Raw genomic sequence first — 20,498 nt, forward strand, 5'->3', positions numbered from 1 at the left:
GTTGTCGATATGCCTTACGGTGCTGATCGTGAAGTTGCGCCGGGTAACCGTTGCGGCACTGGTTGCTGCCGGCGTTGCCGCCGTGACGCTAATGACCGGCCTGGTGACAAACGCCGCCTCCAATGAGCAGCAGTGGCCCGGCTGGTTGTCCCTAGTTCAACGGCACCCGTGGCAGTCGTTCCTGTTGCTTGCGGTCGTTGCCGTGGTCCTCGCCGCCTTGCTGCCGGGCCTTACCGACCCCGGCCAGGTCGGCGTACGGCAGGCCGATGATGAGCCCACGCCCTCGGTGGGGTCAGCTGCTGTCTTGCGCACCCTGCCGCGCGATGTCGCCGGCTTCACCAACCGGTGGGACGAGATCGAGCAGATCCTGAACGACGCATCGAAGGATCAGTTGATCATGCCGGTCCGGACCATCGACGGCATGGCTGGCGTCGGCAAGACCGCCTTCGCCATCCACGTCGGCCATCTGCTGGCGCCGAAGTTCCCGGACGGTCAGCTTTTCCTGAACCTCAACGGGCACACGCCTGGACGCGAGCCGGTCGGACCGGCCGAGGCACTCGCGTCGCTGCTGCTCGCCGACGGCGTCGCCCCGCAGAAGATCCCGAACAGCGACGATCAGTGGGCGATGACCGAGGCCCGCGCCGCACTGTGGCGCACTCGGGTGGCTGATCGGCGGATGCTGCTCATCCTCGACAACGCCGCCACGTACGCGCAGGTGGAGCAGCTGCTGCCGGGCGCGGCCGGCAGCCTCGTGTTGGTTACCAGCCGTCGTCGGCTAGCCGCACTAGACGGGACGAGTCTGCAGATGAGCGCTTTGTCTGCGACGGACGCCGCCGCATTGTTCATGCGTCTGGCTGGTCGTAGCCGGGTCAGCAAGGAGTCGGTCGGTGAGCTCGTCGCTGCCTGCGGCTACCTTCCGTTGGCGGTCGCCCTGCTTGCGGCGAGGCTACGGCACCACCCGTCCTGGAGCGTCGAGGATCTCAAGGATCGCTTGTTGTCGACGCAGCACCGCCTGTCGGAGATGCAGGCGGGCGAGCGCGCCGTCGCAGCCGCATTCGACCTGTCGTATCAGGATCTGCCAGCTGAACGTCAGCGGTTCTTCCGTCGACTGAGCCGGTTCCCAGGGCTCGACGTCGATGAAGAGGCCGCCGCTGCGCTGGCTTCGGTCTCCCAGGAGGTGGCGCGGTCCGAGCTTGAGGCGCTGTACGGGGATCACCTGCTGGATGAAACCGAGCACGGACGGTACCGGTTCCATGACCTGGTCAGGGACTATGGACGCAGCCTCGGAGAAGACGGGCAGGACGGGACCATGTCGATCGAGAATCTCGCGGGACACTACCTGGAGACCATTGGCGCGGCGAATACCCATATCAACCGTGGATCCACGACCACCACGACCCGATTCGACTCGCTGGCCACGGCCTCGGCGTGGCTTGACGCTGAGCGCGCGAACGTTCTCGCCTGCGTCGAGGAGTGCGTGCGTCGCGAGCAGCACGCCCTGGTCGTGGGACTCGCCGCCGTGATGGCGCCGTACCTGCGCCAAGCGGGTCCGTGGGACCAGGCCGCCGATCTGCACCGCACTGCGGTCGTGGCGGCACGCCGCACGGGTGACCGGAAGGCAGAGGCCAACGCGTTGGCGAACCTCGGCATGGTGTCCCGCCTCATGGCCCGCTACCGCGCAGCGGTGGAGACCCTGGACGAGTCGCTCGCGATCTACCGGGCTCTCAGCGATCTGCATGGGCAGGCGTCGGTGCTCAACCAGCTCGGCATTGTGCACTACCTGACCGCTATGTACGACGAGGCGGCCCGCACCCAGACGGAAGCGTTGAGTATCTGCCGGGAGACCGGTGACATGCTCGGCCAGGCCAACGCACTTGCCGACCTGGGCATGGTGCGGCGCATGACCGGTGACCTGGGACCTTCCGCCGAAGCTTCGACGGAAGCGCTGGAGATCTACCGGCTGATCGGTGATCGTTTCGGCGAGGCCAACGCGCTCCGCGACCTCGGACTGGTCCGATCCCTGACGGGCGACTACGCCGAGGCCGAGCACAACGCCCGCGAGGCGCTGGCGATCTACACCAGGATCGGTGATCCGGTGCATCAGGCGTACGCGCTCAACGAGCTGGGAGTCGCCTGTCGCCTGAAGGGAGACCTCGACGGTGCGACTGAATCGCACGAACAGGCACTGGCCAAGTACGCCGAGCTCGGTGACCGATTCGGCGAGGCCAACGCCATCCGGCACCTCGGGGTGCTGCACCGGCTCCGAGGGGACCAGGCAACGGCGATTGAGGCCCAGGAGCGGGCCTTGACCCTCTACGCCGAATTGGAAAGTCGGGGTGGGCTGGCCGCCGCCACGGCCGAGCTGGGCGTCCTGCGTCGTCTCGCGGGCAATCTCGTCGGTGCCAGGAGCGGGTTGGACAGCGCTGCGGCGTGGTACGTCGAGCTCGGAGACCGTACTGGTCAACTCGAAGTGCACAACCACATCGGCGCGTTGCACCTCGACGCCGGTGAACTCGACCGGGCGAATGAGCGATACGAGCTCGCACTGTCCCTCGCCCGCGAACTGGGCGTGCCGCTGCAGGAGGCGCATGCGCTGGACGGCCTCGCGCGCTGCGAACTTGCTCTGGGGCGACCTGAGCGAGCGGCCGACCTCCACAGCGCGGCCCAGATGCTCCACGAACGGCTCGGAAATCAACCTACGTAACTTCACTGCGTCCCGGTATCGTCACCGTCAGACATGAAGGAGGCGACCATGCAGCAGTCGACGACGTCGAACGTGCAGCCTGTGCTGGCGACGGTGGTCCAGAGGGTCCACGCCCGGATCGCGGCCGAGCAGGCCAAGCCCGAGGCTGTTCGAGCCGCGCACGCGGCGTCGATTCCCGCGCAATCCTGAGCACGCGCGGAGCGCGGGCATGCCACCACTGCGAACCTTCATCCTCAAGGTGGTCAACCGCTGCAACATCAACTGCGACTACTGCTATGTCTTCAACGGGCCAGACCAGTCCTGGCGGAACCTGCCCGTACGGATGAGCGTCGAGGTGGCCCACGCCGTCGCGCAGCGAATCGCCGAGCACGCCACCGCCCACGACCTCGACCACGTAGACGTCGTGCTGCATGGTGGCGAGCCCTTGCTCGCCGGGCCGCGCCACCTCGGCGCCATCCTGCAGATACTTAACGACAGAGTCCCGTCCGTCCGCTTCGAGTTGCAGACCAACGGCATGCTGCTCAACGACGACTGGCTGGACCTCTTCGATAGGTTCGACGTCCGGGTCGGCGTGAGCATCGACGGCCGGCCCACGGCGAATGACCGCCACCGGGTCAGCCACCGCGGTCGGTCGACGTCGGATGCGGCGGTCCGCGGTATCGAACTGCTCCGCAATCGGCCCCACCTGTTTGCCGGTGTCCTGGCCGTGGTCGACCTCCACAACGACCCAGCTGACGTTCACGACTATCTCGCGTCACTCGGGCCGGCGGTCATTGATTTCAACCTGCCGCACGCCACGCACGACGCCCCACCGGCACGCACCAATCCCGCTGAGCCGGAGTACGGCCGCTGGCTGAGCCGCGTCTACGACGCATGGACCAACGCCGACTCCTACACGCACTCGGTGCGCATACTCGAAGACATCGTGGCCCTCAGCCTCGGCGCGAAAGGCTCCGTCGAATCGCTCGGACTCGCACCGGCCGACATCGTCGTGGTCGAATCCGACGGCTCGATCGAGAACGTCGACACGCTCAAAGCCGCCTCCCCGGGCGCCGCAAGCCTCGGCCTCGACGTCTTCAACCACACCTTCGACGAGGTGGCGAACCACCCAGCGATCCAGCGACGGCAGGTCGGCGTGGCGGCACTGGCAGAAGAGTGCCAGGGCTGCCCACTGGTGTCGGTCTGCGGCGGCGGGTATCTGCCGCATCGACTGAGCGCTGAGCGCGGATACCGCAACCCGTCCGTCTACTGTCAGGACCTCGCCCACCTCATCCGGCACGTCCAAGCCTCGCTTCCGGCCTGAAGGAGAAGCACAGTGCAGCACCTCGTCGTCCGCCGCGCCGAGCCCAGCGACGCCAAGACCGTCGCCGGAATGATCGAAGAGATCGAGCGGTACTACGGCTCCACGTCGATCCAGCCGTTCGATGAACGACTGGCACAGGTCGAAGCCTCGCTGTTCGGGACGCCACCCCTGGCGTACTGCGTGCTCGCACTTAGCGGCGATGACGTGCTCGGTTTGGCGGCGTACTCCTTCTTATGGCCGGCTGCCGGATCGACGCACTCACTGTTCATCAAGGAGCTGTACGTGCGGCCGGACGGACGGCGGTTGGGCACCGGAACGCGACTCATGCAGGAGATACAGGCAATTGCGGCCGCCGCGCCGGGGTGCAGTCGAGTGGAGTGGATGACCGACCGAGACAACGACGGCGCACGCGCCTTCTACCGACGACTCGGATTCGAGGAATTTGAGGGGAAGGTGAACTACCGCGTCGGGTCCGACATCCCGGGGCCACTCGGCTGAATGGACGCGGGATCCTCCGCAATTCCGGCAGTACTGCTCGGCGGTCAAAACCAACTCCGCCAGTCTGGCGCGCGTGGACACTCGGGATGTAGTCGGGCTATCACATCTGCCGTCGGCTCCGCGCGCCCCGTCATCCGCAGGCGTCGCGTTGGACGCCGTTGGTGAGGCGTTACCGCAGGTAGGGGTGGAACGGGGCGAGGATGCTCTCGCGAAAGCAACGCCAAGATGATCTCCACCCCGCACCCCGAACCTCAGAGAGCACAACTCACAAGATGTGTGCCAGAACCAGTTTTCACGCGGCGTCGACAGACGGGGTGCCAGGGCGAGCACACGCAGACAGGCTGTTCGGCCGCTACGAGGAGCTTGGCACCAGTGCGGTCGCCGACGTCGTAGAGCGCTGTCCCCACGGATCGTCATCGTGGGCCAGGTCAGCCGACGGACTCTAGGGCTCTAAAGATCGTCAGGCCACCAGTGTGGATCGAGGCTCTTGCCGTGGCCTTGAGGGCAGGTTCCGTAGCCAGTGCTGGAGACGTTCCAGTGGTGATAGCAGAACGGGGCGTCGCATTGACCGCAGAATCCGGCATCGTCGTAGAAGCCTGCGCCGGTAACGGCGGCGTACCGGTACGGCTGGGTGAAGGCGACGGCGATCCGATCCGCATGCGCCATGTCCACCGGCCGACCAGATCCGTTGCCCGCCTCGATTCCAGAGAACAGCAGCCACCACTGCTGGCCTCCGTCGCGCTGTCGGGCGGCGTTGTAGGCGTCGCGCTGCGCCGGTGACCAGCGCGGCCAGTCCGCGGGCCGGGTACCGGGTGCGACGAGTTCGATGTGTGCTGCCGGTCGCCCGCACACCGCGCACGGTGGTTCTGCTACGAAGGCCTCGAGCATGGCTCATCCTCTCCTATTAGTGACTGGGGCACATTCCTGAACGAGCAGGCGTCGATGTCGGCGGTGGCACGGACGGAACCGTGCCACCGCCGACATCGCCATCTACTGACAGTCTTGGGGCTTGGGTTGGTGGCTGCTGAGCATGCGTACGGTGGTGCTCAGCTTGATCGGCGCATCGTCGGGGCCTCTGAGGAAGGGGTGGATGTAGACGGGGCGGCGCAGGGCTCGGCCGGGGCCGTGGGCTTGGTTTCGCCAGTGGCCGGAGACCCAGAACCGGCTGGCCGGAGAGCGCTCTTGGCTGCCTGGTATCGATTCCCCGTCCTGGCCTGGGGTGGTGCGGTGGCCGCGGATGTGCACGATGCGCAGTTCGGGTACGGGTCGGTTTGTGCGGGCGTAGGTCTTGGCGACGGATTTGTCGACTCGTGCCGTGGTCACTTCGGCGGTTTGCTGGGCGATCAGCAGCCACGTCGCGACCAGTGCTGCCGCCGGATGGTCACCGGGTATCACGTGTTGTTCGGGGAGGTGGGTTGCGCTCGTCGGTGCGAGCCAGCCGACCTGTTCTCGTAGCCGTTGCAGCGGTTTGCCGTGCAGTCCGGCGCCGATGGTGCGGTAGAGGACTAATGTCCGGCCGTGGATGGTGTCGGTCCAGGAGGCGGCGGTGAGCTGCCGGTGCGTGACTGGCTGGGGCCAGATGAGCATTCCGTCGGCCGAGGGTATGAGGTCGCGGCTGACGTGTACGTCGGGCAGTTGCGCTGCGGCGTGCTCGGCCAGGTCGGTGAAGTCGTTGTCGATCCAGTACAGGTGTGATCGCTCAAGACCGGCAGCTATCTGCTGACGTGTGTCGGTGATTCTGAGCATGGCGGGCAGGTTGTCGGTGCTTCGGTAGAAGCGGGTGAGCCGGTCACGGACCTTGGGCAGTTCTGCGGCGGTGATGGTGGTTGCCGGCCAGGCGGTCGTTGTGATGAGCGTTCGGCCGGGGAGTCGGGCGTTGAGGAACGCCCGGTGCAGTTCCTCGATTCGTTGTCGTGCCTGTGGGTGGTTGGCGAGGCCGAGTGCCCGTACCGCGCGGTCTATGACCTTGTCGTTGCGGCCCTCGTCGATGTGGGTGTGGCAGGCCGCGCATGCTGCCCAGGAGTCGCCGAAGTCTTGGACCAGCCCTGCGGTGGGGCCGATGGCAATGGCGGTCACCTCGCCGCCGCGCAGTGTCCAGATGGGGTACGGGTCGCCGCAGAAGTCGCAGCTGCGGCGGACGGTGTCGAGCCGGTTGAGCGGGACGGGCGCTGGCTGGTGTCCGTCGGTGGCGAGGTGGGTCGGGTGTACGTAGGTGGGCGGCATGCCGAGGGTGTTCAGCGGGGAGAGGCAGGTCTGGCAGGCCATCTCGTCGTGTGGGGCGGTCATGCCGTGGCCCCGTCGGTCGGCTGGTGCCGGTCGCGCAGGCGGGGTCCGCGACGGTGCTGTGCGGGCGGCATGGTCATGCCCGGCTGGTAGATAGCGTGGCGGCTCCGGCCGTTCCGCTTGGCGTGGTACATGGCGATGTCCGCACGATGCAGGGCCACTTCGGTGAAGGGGTCGCTGGTGTCGACGAGTGCCAGGCCCATGCTGGCGGTGATGGTGACCGCGGCAGAGCTGCCATCTGCGGGAAGCGCGACGGGCTGGGCGATGATCGTGGCGATGGTGTCGGCGATGCGGTCCAGGTCGTCGGTGCGGGCCGGAAGGAGCGCGGCGTATTCGTCGCCGGCGAGCCGTGCTGCGGTGCCTCCGTGAAGAGCGGCGATGTCGGTGATGCGGTCGCCGATCTCGATGAGGAGGTCGTCTCCTCGGCCGTGGCCGTGGGTGTCGTTGACGCGTTTGAAGTCGTCGAGGTCGATCAGGGCGACGATGAGGGGCTGCGCGGGGGCGGTCTTGGCGAGGGTCGCGTGTGCGGCCTGCAGGCCAGCGCGGTTGAGCATGCCGGTGAGCGGGTCGTGGAGCAGCGACCAGGTGGCGTTGGCGAGTTGGGTGCGGAGGCGGTGAATCGTCGGCCAGGCAGTGAGCCTGCCCAGGGCGAGCGCCACCACCGCGGTGGCGATCATGATCAGTGGTAGGGACACTGGGTTCCTCCTTTGCAGGAGAACCCGGGACGCGATCGTTTCGTAGGCGGCGCGTCCCGGGTCCTGATACGACGACGGCCCGCCTCTGGGACGGGCCGGATTTGCGGGTTCGTGCCGCTCGGGCTCACGGCATCGGTGATGACGACGACCTCCCCGAGGAGGCGTCATCGCGGCGGTTCAATCAGCAGTGCTCGTGATGGCGTGCCTGCGAGTTGGTTGCCGCCGTTGGCGCGCGATGCGACGTCCGGCAACCGGGAATTGGTGTCAGCGGCGCACCGGATGGGCGGCCTGGTCGGCGCGAAGTCTGGCGGGTAGGTCAGCCGGTATCTCGGCGTAGGGCGCGACGGCTACAAGCACCTCGGCCGGGTCGAGAAGCGTCTCGATCCGGCCGAAGTGGATGGTGTCGGGCTGGCGGTGGGGTTCGGTGACCGGGTCCCAGGTGAAGTCGACGACGGTCGCGAAGTACGTGCGGTGCGGGTTCCAGCCGACCTGGATGGTGTACCGCTCGAACCCGGGTTTGGGTGTGAGGGTGTACAGGCTCATGAATTCCTTTCCTGGGGTTGCTGCCCATGCCCGGCGCGCCGTGCGCCTCAGGAGGTCGTGCAGCGGCGGGCGGCTGGCCTGGGTGGATGTGCCGGGCGGCGCGCGTTGCGTCGTCGTGGCTCACTCCCCGTCGTGTCCGACGCTGTCGGGCGCCGGCTGGTCTGGTTTTCGACAGCCAAGGAGGAGGCACCGTGTGTTGCTGCGCCCCTGCTCGGAGGGCAGTGGGGGTGCCGCCGGCAGGTGCGCCGATGCTCATGCCGGCAAATGGCGGGCGCGTTCCTCCGCCTCTTCGATGATCTTGTCGCGTCGTGCGGCGGGCAGGTCGACGAGGAGGTCGACGTAGTGCTGCTCACGGGCGTTGAGCGGTTCGGCGAATCCCGCCTTGTAGGCCAGGCGCGCTGCCTCGTGTGCGGCCTCAATCGGGCCGCTGTGGTCGTAGGCGGAGGTGACCTGGCGAAGTTGCGCGGCTGCCGTGAGCGGGTCTCGGGACAGGGTGGTGTCGTAGAGGCGGAAGTTCACCGGAAGGTCGGCGGCGGTGATCGCGGTGATTAGGCAGAGGGTGGCCTGGACGTCGTAGGCGAATGCCCCGGTGCGGATGGGCGCTTCTCCGCGGGCGCGCAGGGCGGCGCGTTCGGCGTGCCAGAGCAGTCGGGCTTCTTCTGCGATACGGGCGAGGGACAGCAGGATGCTGCGAATGGGATCCACCGTGGTTACTCCTGTTCTGAGGGAATGTTGGGGTTCGGGCTGAAGGGGCTGGGGAGGGTGCCGGTGTTCGCCTGCTCGAAGGCAGAGGGCGGCAGTCCGGCGTGCAGGGTCTGCAGGACCAGGTCGGCGAGCTGGTAGTCGGGGTCGACCTGCAGGGCACGCTCGGCGGCCATGAGGGCCAGGACGCCGTCACCGCAGCGCCATGCGGTGAGCGCGAGTACGGTCGCGGGCGCCGGCACGAGCGGCTCGCCGGCGCGGCGGGTGATCTCTGCCCAGAAGGTGACGTGCTGGTCGTGCGGTTGAGTGAGGTCAACGGCGAGGTCCCGCACGGGCCGGTGTGTCAGCAGCACGGTCAGCCAGGCCACCTCGTCGTCGGTGAGACGTGCGCCGTCGTCGTGCTGTCGCAGCGCGCCGCGGACCGCATGCACGCCGGCCTCGAACACCGCGGTGCTGCCTGCGGTCTCCAAGGCCGTCATGCGGGCGGTCGCCTCGGTCGTGGCGTGTCTGATGCCGTCGCCGCTGCTGTCGACGGCGGTGAAACGGCTGGCCACAGCCGCCCGGTCCGGCCTCGCAACGAGCCCGGCGACAGTCGCGTGCACGGCGAGGAGCGAGGTGGTGGAGTCGACGGCGGTTCCCTGTGGTGGGCAGCAGCCGGGGTCGTCGCAGGTGAGGCTGAAGATGCGGCTGTCGGTGACCCGTAGCAGTTCCCGCACGGTCAGGCCGGTGGCGGTGAACGCTTCGCCGACGACATGCAGTGCCGGGTCGATGTGTCCCTGGGCGCCGTAGCCGACGATCACGAGGTCGGTGATCGGCTGCTGCCGCTGCACGACCGGGACGAGGTGAGCGGTGAGCTCGCGCAGGTGATGTGCGGGGGATCCGAGGGCCGGCAGGTCGCTGCGGGCGGCGAACACGATCCGCCGGTCTCGGCAGGCGATCACCACGATACTGCCGTCACCGGGATGGAAGCCGATGAGGTACGGCACCGCGGCCGCCAGGTCGGCTGAGGATCGGACTGTCAGTTTGTTCTCGGAGGACGACACATTGATCTCCCGTCATAGTGGGGTCGGTAGAGGAGTGAAAGCCGGCGGGACGGCGCAGTCGTCGCGCATAGCGCCGATCCACGGGCAGGTGCCAACCGAGGGCGGCCTGTGGGAGGCAGGGTCAGTTGGCACCTGCTCAGGGACGCAAAGATTCGGCGGCAGACGACTCAGTCGCTGTCGGGGTTAAGCTGGAAATCGATGCCGTGGCTCTCGACGGTGGCGGTCACCGTGACCAGGTCGTCGTTGACTTCGGGCAGTGCCCGGGCCAAGTCCGCGCGGACGAGGGCTTCGGCTGCGGTGGTGGCGTCGGCACGGGAGGCGTGTCCACGGAGCCACATCTCGTACTCGTGTCGCCACGGCATCCGCCAGCCGTCCTGATCGACGGTTGCGTTGTCGGGGATGGTCCAGCCGTACGAGGTCCATGGCCGTGCCACGTCCGGGTTGATCGTGGTGACGGCACGCATCCTGTCTCGTGCGGCGTCGCAGGCGTCCTCGGCGGTGCCGTCGCCGACGGGCAGCGTGAGGTCGGCGATCGCCGTGACTTGGTGTGCTTGAGGCAGGGGGTCGAGCCCGAGGTCGACGAGGAACTGGTTGACCCGCTGTGCCGCATGCTGATGTACGCCGCCGAACTCGTCGTCGACCAGGGCGCGGATCGCGCGGGCCCTGATGCTGCGTCGCAGTCCCGCGAGGGCCTGTACGGCAGCATCACGCGCCGCCGTCGCAGCGGCGAGCTCATCGGCGTCTGTTAGCTGTACCGCGCCGGCCGCGGGCTGCGCATGGGTGCCGATGGGGTCCGGCGTGGCCTCGTCAGGGTTGTCGGTGCGCTGCCAGATCGGCGTGGTCAGGGTGATACCGGCCTCTGCCAGCGCCCGCAGATGGGTGTCCGTCGTGGTGCGAGCGATCTCGCGCGCGTCCGCCTCCCGGACCGCCGTGGCCCAGGTTTGAAGCATGACCTGCACAGTGATCGCGTACCGCTGCGGCCCCGGCGCGTCGTCGCCATCGGGGGCGGGTGCCACGTCGATGACGTGTTGCGGGTAGACCGCCACCGCCGGCTGCAACAGGCGCAGTTCGTCCGGTACACCCCAGCGCGCTTGCTCGCGGGCCTCGTCATAGTTGATGTGCGACCGCGTATACGACAGCTGCGCCCCTGCGGAGATCGTCCACCGTTGCGGCAGCGGGTCCAGGCCCCAGGTCGCGAGGGCGTCCTCGCATCCGGGCCGACAGATCAGCCTGCTGCGCAACGCGGCGATGAGGGCGCAACGGGCCTCGACGGCCAAAGCGGCCCGCTGCTCGATGGCAGCCGTCGTGTCGGCATGCAGAGCACGGGCCCGGTCCGCCGGGCTTCCGCCAGTCATCGCTGCACCGCCCGACTGCCGGTATGAGCCAAGGGCATGCCCGTGACCAACCCGGCGCGTGCAGCCACCTGAACGGTGGGCATGTCGTGAGCCGGATGAACGTCGGTGTGTTCGCCGACGGCCGCGAGGGTTCCGCGGAGGAGATCGGGCGAGGTGGGGTGACGGAGGTCGGCTTGGACCTCACCGTCTGTCAGGTGCGGGGTGGGACGAGGCATGTTGTCCTCCGTCGGACAGCAAGAAAGCGGCCACCGGTTGGTGGCCGCCTGAAGGGATAGATGAGCCGCGCCCTGGTCGCGCATGGGCGAGGGCGTGGGGTCGGTGCGTGCCAGATCCGAGCCTGGCGGCGGCGGCCGACCATTGCTGGTGGGCGCGATGCCGTCGCGCGAGGCATCAGATCAGAGGCACGTGAAAAGTAAGGAGAGCTCTCAACCTAGCCAGTCCGGGAGCGCCCTCGACGGGGCTGTCAGGATCGGCCTCCTGGCAGAACCTGACAGCCCCGCGACCCCGACCTCGTGTCTGGTCTGCTGACAGCAGCAGGACTCGACGGGACTGGGGCCCGACAAGCTGATCTCGTCAGCGGCTTGGTCAAGCACTCTCCGGCGCTGGCCTTGCCAGGTCCGAAACTCCTAGGGATGGCATGGCTCTCAAGGGCGGCGGAGGACCAACACGTCCTCGTGCGCCACCAAGTGCACGGGGATGCCGTCGTCACGGCTGCGGCGGACCGCCATCATCCCGAACATGCTGGCCCGGTGCACGACCTGCCCGTCGCGGACGGCGGCGAGCATCGCCGCCGTCCGCTGCACCGGGACCAGCCCGGCCGACCGTGCGGCGGCGAGCAACTCGCCGGGCAGGTCAATCAGGTCATCGCGTTGGCGACGTACCGGCCGGGAGGTAATCACCACGATTCCGCCGGGACGCAGCAGCCGGTAGCTGGCCGACAGAATGGAGGCGAACCCGTCCAGCAGGCGGGACCACCCCGCATAGGCGAGATTGCCACGCCCTCGGTCCCCATACAGGTGATCCCGCTTGCGTACCCCGGTCCTCGACGTCTGCACGAGGCCATGCGTCCCGCGCCCGTACGGCGGCGAGGTAAGCACGAGACTCACTCTCCCGACCGCCGACGCGGGCACCAAGTCGAGCAAATCGGTGGCGTCCCCGGCGATCACCGTTGCTGCGCCGGCGGCGCCGTGCGACGCGGCGAGGGCGACGTTGGCCTCGGCGAGTGCGGCGTAGCGGGGCTCGATGTCGATCCCGATGCCCTGCCGGCCGAGGTGCATGGCTTCCACCAACGTGGTGCCGCACCCGCACATCGGATCGAACACCACATCCCCCGGCACGGTGTACGCGCTGATCGCGTGCGCGGCCAGGTGAGGCAACATCTTGGCTGGATGGCTGGAGGTTTCCCGGACATAGCGGCCTCGCCGCTGATCACGGGCGGGTATCTGGCACGTCAGCCACACCGAGGTGATCGGCATGCTCTCAGCCATCGGCGCCCCCGCCCCCTATCGCGCTGCGGGTCAGGATCAGCACGTCGGTGTGAATCGCCAACTGCGCATGCTGACCACGCCGGGGCGGCCGATCGGCCGCCACGATGTGCTGCAGGTACGCCAGCCCGGCCCGCTTCGCGGCGATGACGACATCGACCGGCAAGGAGACGTCGCCGTGCGCCAGCAACACCGCCACGCAGCCACCTAGCACGAGATGAGCGCGGCAGCGGAGGAAAAAGTCGACCGGAGAGGCGTCGGCAAGCGGCCAGCCAGTGACGATCAGCGTCGCCGACTCGCGGCCCCAGCCGACCGGACGGGCCGCCTGCAGGTGACTGCGGCGGTGTGCCGCGATGATCGCGCGCGCCAACTGCGGTCCGTCGACCAAGTCGACGATGAGGTCGGACGGGTGGGTGAGGTTGTGGACCAACCGCACGCCCATCGCGTTGGACATGGTCTCCCCCTCGTGCGGGGCGGGGACCGGCCAGACAGTGATCGGCACGGGCGGGTCGCCGGGCACCACGTCCCCCACGGGTACCGGCGCACGGTGATGGTTTCTGTCGGTCATGGGCACGGTGGCCCCCGGACCGGCGGGCGTACTGACGATCCCCAGTGCGCCGCTGACAGGCCGATCGAACCCACCCCTGGCCTGACAGCACCGGTCATCCGGGCCGGTCTGACACCCACGTCAGCGCGCCAGCGGTGGTGAGCACAGGGCGAACCTGACACGACCGGTCACGACCTATCCGGGTCTGACAAACGCTCGTCGTGTCAGGCCGCGCTGTCCTAATCGAAGGTCTCGGAGCCTTCGCACCGGGCGAAGCGAACCCGCCAAGGGGGACATCACCATGGCAACGACCACCCGCACGAGGACGGCCAACACGGCTCTGACCACCGCCGAGAAGGCCTTCGAACTGCTGACCTGCGAACCCGCCCCGCTGGTGTTCGACGCCCGGCCGGTGCCGGGCCTGCCAGACACCACGATGCCGCTGGACGAGCTGCGCCAGCTGCTCATGTTCGGGCGCTACGACAGTGACACCACCGACGAGTTGTGGCGGCAGCTGGCCCACCACGCCCGCGAGTGGGGGCCGGCCTGGGTCGTCGGCGCGATCGGCGTGGCGTTGCCCGCATTGACGCACCTCGCGGCGAAGATCAGCCGCGGTTATGCCCGGCACGCCGACGACGTCGACTCCGAAGTCCTGGCCGGATTTCTGCAATCCCTGCGCAGTGCGGATCTCGCCCCGCCCCGACTGTGGCTGCGGCTCTGCTGGGCGGCCTGGCGCGCCGGGGCCGGGGTCGTCAAGACCGACGACAGCGAGGAGCTGCCGCTGGACCGGTCCACCGGATCGCGCTCGCCAAGGATGCCTTACGGGCATCCGGACCTCCTGCTCGGCCGGGCAGCCGCCGCCGGCCTGATCACGGCCGAAGCCGCTGAGCTGATCAGCGCCACCCGGTTCGGCGACGCGCTGATCGAGCACCTTGCTGCCGAAAAGGGCGTGACCGCGCCAGTCCTGCGGATGCGCCGCCGCCGCGCCGAACACGTCGTGGCCGCCGCCGTCACGCGGGGCGACCTGTCCGGCCCGATCCCCTACTCCGTCCGCTGCGAAGCCGCCATGGCGGCGTGACCACACCACCCGTTCGGCAACAGGCCGAATACATAGATAGGTACCTCGTGACAGATAAGGGGTCTGCCGCACCGATAGGTGACATCTGAGATGGCATGCCCAGGTGGCGGGCTAAAAGGATGTCGCTGTGCCCAAGCCCTACCCTCGTGAGTGCCGCGATGATGTCGTACGGGTGGCACGTGACCGTGATCCGGGCGTGACGGTCTCGAGCAGATCGCTAAGGACTTCGGAGTCCACCCGATGACGTTGTTCAAATGGCTGCGCAGGCTGACGTTGACGCTGGAGTCAAGCCGGGTGCCAGCGACAGCCAGTCGGCCGAGCTGCGCGAGGCCCGCAAGAGGATCCGGTTGCTGGAGCAGGAGAACGAGATCCTGCGTCGGGCCGCGGCGTATCTGTCGCAGGCGAATCTGCCGGGAAAGGCTCTACCCGCTCGTTCGCGAGCTGGCCACCGACGGTATCCCCGTGGCGGTGACCTGCCGGGTATTGAAGATCGCTCGTCAGCCCTACTACCGGTGGCTCCCCCGGCCCGTCGGCGACGCCGAACTCGTCGCCGCTTACCGCGCGAACGCCCTGACCGATACCCACCGCAATGACCCGGACTTCGGCTACCGATTCCTGGTCGACGAGGCCCGCGCCGCCGGACAGGCGTTGGCAGATCGCACCGCGTGGAAGATCCGCTCGGACAACGGCTGGTGGAGCGCCTTCGGCAAGCGCAAGAAGCGCGGCAGGGGCGGCCAACCGTTTCATGACGACCTCGTGAAACGAGACTTCACCGCCGACGGCCCGAACCGGTTGTAGCTGGCCGACATCACCGAGCACCGCGCCGGCGGGGGCAAGCTCTACCTGTGCGCGATCAAAGACATGTGGTCGAACCTGATCGTCGGGTACTCCATCGACTCACGGATGAAGTCCCGGCGGGCCATCAACGCGGCGCACAACCCGGTAGCCCGATGCAGAACTCCGGCTCCTGCTACCCGTTGCATTGGTCGACCACGAGGCAACCTCCTTTCCGGTCATGAACCCTGCGACCACCCGAGGCGGTCCAGAAGCTGCCGCAGCGGCAGCGGCAGGTACTGGCCTGGTCGTTCGAGGGTTACGAGCCGACCGAGATCGCCGAGCATCTGCGCATGACCCTCGAGGCGGTGCGCAGCAGCCTCTACAAGGGGCGCCAGAAGCTCCGCGGGCTGTTGTGGCCGCAGCACCGAGGTGGCCACACCCGGCACCCGAAGTAGTCCGACAGGGAGGCCCTCACCAGATGGCGGGCGGGCGGCGACGATCCGTTGGCACGACGCAAGACGTGGCCGTACGACACCCCCCGGTACAGCATCACCGCGCATAGGGACACACAGCACCACCAGCAGGCCGGGGGCAGGTCCTCCGGTCTGCTGGCTTGCACCCACCCGTCCCCAGGGGGCACTCGTGCTGGTGGGGCAGCTGTGGTGTGGCACGCGCTCCGTACCCTCAGCCCGTGGTGCCTACCTACGCCTGGCTCGCCGTCATGCTGGCCCAGGCCGAGTTCGGAGACGTGGCGACGTGGATTGGCGCGGTCGCGAACGTAGCCACGGTCGTGCTCGCCCTGGTGGCGTCGCTGGTCGGGTTCCGGATCTACAAGATCGAGTCCGGCCGGGATCAGCGGGCAGAGGATGAGCGGCGGGAACGCGCGGAGGACCAACGGCGCAGCCAGGCCCAGCTCATCTCGGTGTGGTTCGCGGAGGCGACGAAGAAGGAGCACACGAACTGGGGGAAGTCCGGGACCAGGGAGGTCAAGGTGTGGGCAGCGCACGTCCTCAACGCGTCCAACCAGCCGATCTACGACGTGCTGGTCATCTTCTCCCCCCGATACGCGGACACCCTCAAGTACCTTCACCCGCTTCTCCAGAGGGGGATCCGCGAGTGGATCCTGGTTGTGCCCCCTCACCAAGACGTGCTGACCGTCGCGGTGCCGGACCTCCTCGCAGAGACGGGACTGGGGACTGCGGGGGAAGCCGGGCTTGTGGTCAGTTTGGAGTTCCGCGACGCATCAGGGAGGCGGTGGCTGCGAGACAGGGAGGGCTATCTCCTCCCGTTACCGCCGCGCCGGCTCTGACTTCCTGGCAAACGGAGGAAGGACCCTGGGGCAACCCCTGCGGGCCTTTCTGTACCAGATCAGCTGAGGCGGGCTGGCTTCCCGGTGAGCGCTTGGTGGATAAGGTGACCGCGCATGACGCGGATCGTGCCGGCGGGGAGGATCCGCGACGGGTGCACCTTGTGGGGCCGGGGGGGGAAGTCCCTCGGCGGCGATCCTCGCGGCCAACTCGTCTAGGCCCCGATCCCGAAGCCCTGCCGGCACCACGTCGGCGGCGCTTCGCCGTTTCCGGCCATCGCAGCTGTCCACTACGGTGCGGACTCATGAAGAGACTCACCGCTGTGGCCGCGCTGGTTTGCGTCGGACTCGCCATGACCGGCTGCGACAAGAAGAGCACCGCCGACGTCCGGATTGAGGCACTGGACAAGGTCTACAAGCAGGGCAAGGAGGCGCGTGCCTCGATGGAGCGTCGGGGTGTCGAGGTGACCGACGCGTCGTGCGCCGAGATGTTCGTCAGCACTAACACGGACGCCGAAGGCACCTACGACGAGCAGCGCGACAAGCAGTTCCAGGCCGCCCGAAAGGTGTCGTACGTCAACGGGTGCATGAACCGGCCGGCCGACGCCACCCCGGCGCCGTCCGGTTCAGAGCCGTCAAGCTCTGCGCCGTCCATCTCGCCAACGGCGGCGATGGCGCCGGCCTCGTAGCGGCCGCCGCGCGGCCGTCACCACCGGCCGCGCCCACCCTGCTCCACCAGGTGCGCGGGGGTGAGCGACCCGCCGAGGAGAAGAATTTTTGGAAGCCACCCAGGCCGTGAGGCCAACCGCGCCCTGACCGGGGTCCAGACGTCCTGTCCCGCGCCGAAACGGCCCGCAAGGTCCTCGACTGCCCAACGGAGTATCACTGCTCGTGCGGACCCGGCGTCATCGCCCTCGACGGGGGCCGGTACGAGGACCAAGTCGCCGCCAACGAGCGCGCCGTCCTTGACCAGGTGATCGAGCTGCTGCCCCGCCGGCGCAAGACCGGCAAGGACCACCGGGTCCCCGTTCGGACTGTGAACCGGGGAGGCCCCGGGCCAAGCCCGAGCCTCCCCGTTGTCACCGCCGGCGGTACACCGCCCAGGCCGAAGGAAAAGGCCGACGGCGCCGGCGAAGGCCACACCAGCGAGGAGGATCACCTCTGCCAGCTCGTGGGTGCTGGCCCACACGATGAACCCCGTCCAGCTCGCCACCAGCAGTGCGGCCATGAAGACCAGGGCCAAGGGCAGGCTGCCGCGCGGGTCGTTCGACGGCTGGGTAGAGCTCGGCAAACCGACTCCGTTCATGAGGAGGGCCTTTCCGATGAGGAGAGGTTTCCGTACGCCCCGAACAACAGGAATCGCCGATCGGCAGACCGCACAGGGTTGGCGCGGCGCCGGGCGGGACGTAAGCCGCCTGCGCTGGCGAGGATCCGCCTCGTGACGTCGATACCTCGGCTCATGCTGACCAGGTTCGTCGTCGTCCCCGCCGGCAAGGACTTCCATGAGGAGCTGCATTCCAGGGACCGGCGCTGTCGGTTCGCCCGCAAGCAGGTCATCGCCGCGGCCGCGCGGCGATGACCGACGAGGAGTTCTCGGCCCGGCAGAGGTCGGTTGCCCGCGCCATCCGGCAGGCCCAGCACGCAACCGATGACGTGCCGCGGTCCCGCGCCGACGGCCGGGCGTTCGGCGTTGACTACCGGGGCGCGATGTCCGTCACGTTCGAGCTGCACGTCCTGGGTACCGACGAGGCGGAGGTGCGGGTGCCTCAGGCCGAACTCGTCGCGAGTCGCTGACCGATCTTGTCAGGCCGTGACAGGCGCCAGGCGAGTTCGATCGGCCTGACAGCCGAGTTCTGGGCGGTGCATGTCATCCATGGCATGTCCGCCCGGAGGGGACCTCCTATCCGGTGAGGCTGATGGTCCGGCACGGCTGGCGCGGCGTACTGACACCGCACCCCTTCGCCAAAGGCAAGGGAGGAGCGCCCCCACCGGCCCAGTCGAAGCCTCGCCCTGGCCCCCACCGCGGCGGCCCCGCAGATGTTTTGTGGAGCGTCGCAATGCACACGACTCTGTCAGTTCTGTCCGACCTCGCCGCCGCGCCACAGCCCCTGGCGGCCCCGAAAACGATCAACGAGGTCATCTCCTCGATCACTGCGTGGATCATGGGGATCATCGCGCTGGTCGCGACGATGTTCCTGGTCATCGGCGGCCTCCGCTACATGGCCGCTGGCGGTGACCCTGCCCAGGTCGAGCAGGCGAAGGGCAATTTCAAGTCCGCGTTGATCGGCTACGCGTTGGCGGTCCTGTCCCCCGTGATCCTGCAGGTGCTGCAGGGCATCATCGGCGGCTGAGGACCCGTCATGGTCGACTGGATGATGAATGGCCTGGTGGAGTGGCTCGCCGAGCGGTTGCAGGACCTGCTCGGCGGGCTCCTGGCCTATCTGACGTCGTCGATGTTCCTGTCGCCGGACGTCACTGTCTTGCCGCAGGTGCAGACGATCGCCGCGAAGAGCGCGCTGGTCGTCAACGCCTGCTACATCCTCGCGCTGCTGACCGCCGGCCTCGTGACGATGACCAGCAGTTCATTCGAGATGCGATACGGCGTCAAGGAACTCGTGCCACGCCTCGTTGTCGGGTTCATCCTGTCGAACTTCGCGGTCCCGCTCTGTGCCGTCCTCATCGATGTCGCGAATGCGTTGACGGTGGCCATGGTCGGCACTGCGGCGCCGACCACGCAGGCGGTCACGATGGCCCGCACCCACGTGGCCGCTGCCCTCATCGACCCGGCCAACGCGCTCATCGCCCTGGTCATCGGGTTGCTGATCGTCGGGCTGATGTTCGCCCTCGTCACCGGTTGGGTTGTACGCGTGGCGGTGCTGGTCATCCTGGCCGGGCTCGCCCCGGTCGCGCTGGCCTGCTATTGCCTGCCCTGGACGCAACCCACCGCTGATCTGTGGTGGCGCAGCCTGCTGGGCTGCCTCAGCACAGCCGTACTGCAGGCCATCGCGTTCTCCACCGGCATCCAACTGCTCACCGACCCGAACGCAGGCATTCCGGTCCTGATCGGCCTGCCGGAATCGGACGTGTTGAACCTGCTGCTGGTCGCGGTGGTGCTGTGGATGACGGTCAAGATCCCCTCGATGATGGGCCGGTACGCCACGGGCAAGGGGTCGCCGAACATCGGCGGGATTCTGCTGCGGGCAGTGGTCATCCAGGGCATCACCCGCCGTCTCCCGCTTGGCGGGCTACGACGTACCGCCTTGCGAGGTGGGCGATGACGGTCGAGGAGAGCGTCCCGCGTGCCGTCGTCCCGGCCAACGTCAACGAGCCCGACCGCATCGCGTTCGGGCTGACGTTCCGACAGTTGGGCATCGTCGGCGGTGCCGGCCTCGGCGGGCTCGGTGTCTACCGCACGTTCGTGCACCTACTGCCGCAGGTGGCCTGGATCGTCGCCGGGGCGATCGTGTTCGCCGTGGCGATCGTGGTAGCGCTCGGCCGCCGTGACGGCCTGCCGCTGGACGTGTGGCTGCGGCACGGGTTCGCGCTCAGCCGCAGGCCGCGCACCCTTACGCCGGGTAAGGCTCGGGCCAGCTCGGTCGCGGTCGTGGCCGGAAACCCGATCCTTCCGGCGCCGCTGCGTTCCCCGGTCACGGCGGTCAGCCCGACCGGACTCCTGACCAGTGAGGGCAACGGCAAAGTCCTGATCGCCTGCGGCACCACGAACATCCACCTGCGCACCGGCGGTGAACAGGGGGCACTGTTGGAGGGGTTTGGTCGGTTCCTCAACAGCCTGACCGGACCGGCGCAGATCGTGGTGGCTGCGCAGCGGCACGACCTGACCGTCTACGCGCAGGCAACTGTCGACCACGCGCCGCGCCTGGCGCACCCGGCGTTGCAGGCCGCCGCCGCCGACTACGCCGAGTTCCTGCTCGACCTCAACAGCCAGCGCGATCCGCTGCGCCGCCAGGTCCTCGCCGTCATCACCGGAGAGCTCGGGGCCGACGCCGCTGTGCGCACGCTGTCCGGCCTCGGTGTCGAAGCCGCAGCTCTGGACGGACCGGCTGTCGCCTCCGCGCTCGCCGGCGCGGTCGATCCGTTCTCCCCGCCTGTGCCCGGCCCGCGTGCGGTACCCGGCACCCCGATCACCCTGCGGAGCACATCATGAACCTGTTGAGAAGGC

Annotated in this window: 23 protein-coding genes; 14 read left to right on the forward strand and 9 right to left on the reverse strand. The window is 68.3% G+C overall.

Features of this window, described 5'->3' with window-relative positions; all coding sequences use genetic code 11:
- The first annotated feature begins 19 nt into the window (after positions 1 to 19).
- The 4 genes from haaT to KBX71_RS18530 are packed head-to-tail and all read left to right on the forward strand — an operon-like array spanning position 20 to position 4,505.
- Complete coding sequence (gene haaT / locus KBX71_RS18515; RefSeq protein WP_210819255.1) at positions 20 to 2,704, forward strand: cyclophane-containing RiPP biosynthesis TPR protein HaaT; 2,685 nt, start codon at positions 20 to 22, stop codon at positions 2,702 to 2,704.
- A gap of 33 nt (positions 2,705 to 2,737) precedes the next feature.
- Positions 2,738 to 2,893: a hypothetical protein gene (locus KBX71_RS18520; protein ID WP_210819256.1), complete on the forward strand. Its 156-nt coding sequence runs from the start codon at positions 2,738 to 2,740 to the stop codon at positions 2,891 to 2,893.
- Between the two features lie 19 nt (positions 2,894 to 2,912).
- On the forward strand, positions 2,913 to 4,007 hold the full coding sequence (locus tag KBX71_RS18525) for an FxsB family cyclophane-forming radical SAM/SPASM peptide maturase (protein ID WP_247683695.1): 1,095 nt from the start codon (positions 2,913 to 2,915) through the stop codon (positions 4,005 to 4,007).
- Positions 4,008 to 4,019: 12 nt separating this feature from the next.
- A complete protein-coding gene (locus tag KBX71_RS18530; RefSeq protein ID WP_307847160.1) occupies positions 4,020 to 4,505 on the forward strand; it encodes a GNAT family N-acetyltransferase in 486 nt (161 codons plus the stop codon).
- 450 nt (positions 4,506 to 4,955) lie between these two features.
- Here the strand turns inward: KBX71_RS18530 and KBX71_RS18535 are convergent, their stop codons facing one another.
- The 9 genes from KBX71_RS18535 to KBX71_RS18575 all read right to left on the reverse strand — a co-directional run bounded on the left by KBX71_RS18535 (position 4,956) and on the right by KBX71_RS18575 (position 13,064).
- The gene (locus tag KBX71_RS18535; RefSeq protein ID WP_210819258.1) at positions 4,956 to 5,393 is read right to left on the reverse strand and encodes a hypothetical protein; all 438 of its coding nucleotides are present in this window, start codon (positions 5,391 to 5,393) and stop codon (positions 4,956 to 4,958) included.
- Between the two features lie 102 nt (positions 5,394 to 5,495).
- Positions 5,496 to 6,791, reverse strand: coding sequence for a hypothetical protein (locus KBX71_RS18540; protein ID WP_210819259.1), 1,296 nt, complete (start codon positions 6,789 to 6,791; stop codon positions 5,496 to 5,498).
- Positions 6,788 to 7,483, reverse strand: coding sequence for a GGDEF domain-containing protein (locus tag KBX71_RS18545; protein ID WP_210819260.1), 696 nt, complete (start codon positions 7,481 to 7,483; stop codon positions 6,788 to 6,790). Before KBX71_RS18545 ends, KBX71_RS18540 begins: the two co-directional genes overlap by 4 nt.
- A gap of 264 nt (positions 7,484 to 7,747) precedes the next feature.
- Positions 7,748 to 8,026: a hypothetical protein gene (locus tag KBX71_RS18550; RefSeq protein ID WP_210819261.1), complete on the reverse strand. Its 279-nt coding sequence runs from the start codon at positions 8,024 to 8,026 to the stop codon at positions 7,748 to 7,750.
- A 252-nt stretch (positions 8,027 to 8,278) separates the two neighbouring features.
- Positions 8,279 to 8,731, reverse strand: coding sequence for a hypothetical protein (locus tag KBX71_RS18555; protein WP_210819262.1), 453 nt, complete (start codon positions 8,729 to 8,731; stop codon positions 8,279 to 8,281).
- 5 nt (positions 8,732 to 8,736) lie between these two features.
- Entirely contained in the window at positions 8,737 to 9,771 is a 1,035-nt protein-coding gene (locus KBX71_RS18560) for a DUF4192 domain-containing protein (RefSeq protein ID WP_210819263.1), read from the reverse strand.
- A gap of 167 nt (positions 9,772 to 9,938) precedes the next feature.
- On the reverse strand, positions 9,939 to 11,048 hold the full coding sequence (locus KBX71_RS18565) for a hypothetical protein (RefSeq protein ID WP_210819264.1): 1,110 nt from the start codon (positions 11,046 to 11,048) through the stop codon (positions 9,939 to 9,941).
- 722 nt (positions 11,049 to 11,770) lie between these two features.
- A complete protein-coding gene (locus KBX71_RS18570; RefSeq protein WP_210819265.1) occupies positions 11,771 to 12,613 on the reverse strand; it encodes a TRM11 family methyltransferase in 843 nt (280 codons plus the stop codon).
- Positions 12,606 to 13,064 (reverse strand): hypothetical protein, encoded by a 459-nt coding sequence (locus tag KBX71_RS18575; RefSeq protein WP_247683696.1) that lies wholly within the window; start codon positions 13,062 to 13,064, stop codon positions 12,606 to 12,608. Before KBX71_RS18575 ends, KBX71_RS18570 begins: the two co-directional genes overlap by 8 nt.
- A gap of 394 nt (positions 13,065 to 13,458) precedes the next feature.
- Between KBX71_RS18575 and KBX71_RS18580 the strand changes: the two genes are divergently transcribed.
- The 10 genes from KBX71_RS18580 (at position 13,459) to KBX71_RS18625 (ending at position 20,483) form a co-directional block, all read left to right on the forward strand.
- Complete coding sequence (locus tag KBX71_RS18580; protein ID WP_210819266.1) at positions 13,459 to 14,235, forward strand: hypothetical protein; 777 nt, start codon at positions 13,459 to 13,461, stop codon at positions 14,233 to 14,235.
- Between the two features lie 462 nt (positions 14,236 to 14,697).
- Positions 14,698 to 15,033 (forward strand): hypothetical protein, encoded by a 336-nt coding sequence (locus tag KBX71_RS18585; protein WP_210819267.1) that lies wholly within the window; start codon positions 14,698 to 14,700, stop codon positions 15,031 to 15,033.
- Between the two features lie 224 nt (positions 15,034 to 15,257).
- On the forward strand, positions 15,258 to 15,467 hold the full coding sequence (locus tag KBX71_RS34295; RefSeq protein ID WP_210819314.1) for an RNA polymerase sigma factor: 210 nt from the start codon (positions 15,258 to 15,260) through the stop codon (positions 15,465 to 15,467).
- Between the two features lie 236 nt (positions 15,468 to 15,703).
- On the forward strand, positions 15,704 to 16,321 hold the full coding sequence (locus KBX71_RS18595) for a hypothetical protein (protein ID WP_210819268.1): 618 nt from the start codon (positions 15,704 to 15,706) through the stop codon (positions 16,319 to 16,321).
- A gap of 302 nt (positions 16,322 to 16,623) precedes the next feature.
- Positions 16,624 to 17,007, forward strand: coding sequence for a hypothetical protein (locus KBX71_RS18600; protein WP_210819269.1), 384 nt, complete (start codon positions 16,624 to 16,626; stop codon positions 17,005 to 17,007).
- A 749-nt stretch (positions 17,008 to 17,756) separates the two neighbouring features.
- A complete protein-coding gene (locus KBX71_RS18605) occupies positions 17,757 to 17,897 on the forward strand; it encodes a hypothetical protein (protein ID WP_210819270.1) in 141 nt (46 codons plus the stop codon).
- Positions 17,894 to 18,112 (forward strand): hypothetical protein, encoded by a 219-nt coding sequence (locus KBX71_RS18610; RefSeq protein WP_210819271.1) that lies wholly within the window; start codon positions 17,894 to 17,896, stop codon positions 18,110 to 18,112. Before KBX71_RS18605 ends, KBX71_RS18610 begins: the two co-directional genes overlap by 4 nt.
- Positions 18,113 to 18,375: 263 nt before the next feature.
- Positions 18,376 to 18,669 carry a pilin gene (locus tag KBX71_RS18615; RefSeq protein WP_210819272.1) on the forward strand — a complete coding sequence of 98 codons (294 nt, stop codon included), beginning with the start codon at positions 18,376 to 18,378 and terminating at the stop codon, positions 18,667 to 18,669.
- 9 nt (positions 18,670 to 18,678) lie between these two features.
- Positions 18,679 to 19,596 carry a hypothetical protein gene (locus tag KBX71_RS18620; protein ID WP_210819273.1) on the forward strand — a complete coding sequence of 306 codons (918 nt, stop codon included), beginning with the start codon at positions 18,679 to 18,681 and terminating at the stop codon, positions 19,594 to 19,596.
- On the forward strand, positions 19,593 to 20,483 hold the full coding sequence (locus KBX71_RS18625; protein ID WP_210819274.1) for a PrgI family protein: 891 nt from the start codon (positions 19,593 to 19,595) through the stop codon (positions 20,481 to 20,483). Before KBX71_RS18620 ends, KBX71_RS18625 begins: the two co-directional genes overlap by 4 nt.
- Positions 20,484 to 20,498: the final 15 nt, after the last annotated feature.

This window comes from Micromonospora sp. D93 (assembly GCF_018070365.1).
GTDB lineage: Bacteria > Actinomycetota > Actinomycetes > Mycobacteriales > Micromonosporaceae > Micromonospora > Micromonospora ureilytica.

What these genes read in the sequence shown, in the direction of transcription:
- KBX71_RS18550 (WP_210819261.1), bottom strand. Translation starts at nt 8,026, where the DNA reads ATGAGCCTGTACACCCTCACACCCAAACCCGGGTTCGAGCGGTACACC.
- KBX71_RS18520 (WP_210819256.1), top strand. Translation starts at nt 2,738, where the DNA reads ATGAAGGAGGCGACCATGCAGCAGTCGACGACGTCGAACGTGCAGCCT.
- KBX71_RS18610 (WP_210819271.1), top strand. Translation starts at nt 17,894, where the DNA reads ATGACCGACGAGGAGTTCTCGGCCCGGCAGAGGTCGGTTGCCCGCGCC.
- KBX71_RS18600 (WP_210819269.1), top strand. Translation starts at nt 16,624, where the DNA reads ATGAAGAGACTCACCGCTGTGGCCGCGCTGGTTTGCGTCGGACTCGCC.
- KBX71_RS18525 (WP_247683695.1), top strand. Translation starts at nt 2,913, where the DNA reads ATGCCACCACTGCGAACCTTCATCCTCAAGGTGGTCAACCGCTGCAAC.
- KBX71_RS18540 (WP_210819259.1), bottom strand. Translation starts at nt 6,791, where the DNA reads ATGACCGCCCCACACGACGAGATGGCCTGCCAGACCTGCCTCTCCCCG.
- KBX71_RS18580 (WP_210819266.1), top strand. Translation starts at nt 13,459, where the DNA reads ATGGCAACGACCACCCGCACGAGGACGGCCAACACGGCTCTGACCACC.
- KBX71_RS18615 (WP_210819272.1), top strand. Translation starts at nt 18,376, where the DNA reads ATGCACACGACTCTGTCAGTTCTGTCCGACCTCGCCGCCGCGCCACAG.
- KBX71_RS18570 (WP_210819265.1), bottom strand. Translation starts at nt 12,613, where the DNA reads ATGGCTGAGAGCATGCCGATCACCTCGGTGTGGCTGACGTGCCAGATA.
- KBX71_RS18575 (WP_247683696.1), bottom strand. Translation starts at nt 13,064, where the DNA reads ATGTCCAACGCGATGGGCGTGCGGTTGGTCCACAACCTCACCCACCCG.
- KBX71_RS18625 (WP_210819274.1), top strand. Translation starts at nt 19,593, where the DNA reads ATGACGGTCGAGGAGAGCGTCCCGCGTGCCGTCGTCCCGGCCAACGTC.
- KBX71_RS18620 (WP_210819273.1), top strand. Translation starts at nt 18,679, where the DNA reads ATGGTCGACTGGATGATGAATGGCCTGGTGGAGTGGCTCGCCGAGCGG.
- KBX71_RS18535 (WP_210819258.1), bottom strand. Translation starts at nt 5,393, where the DNA reads ATGCTCGAGGCCTTCGTAGCAGAACCACCGTGCGCGGTGTGCGGGCGA.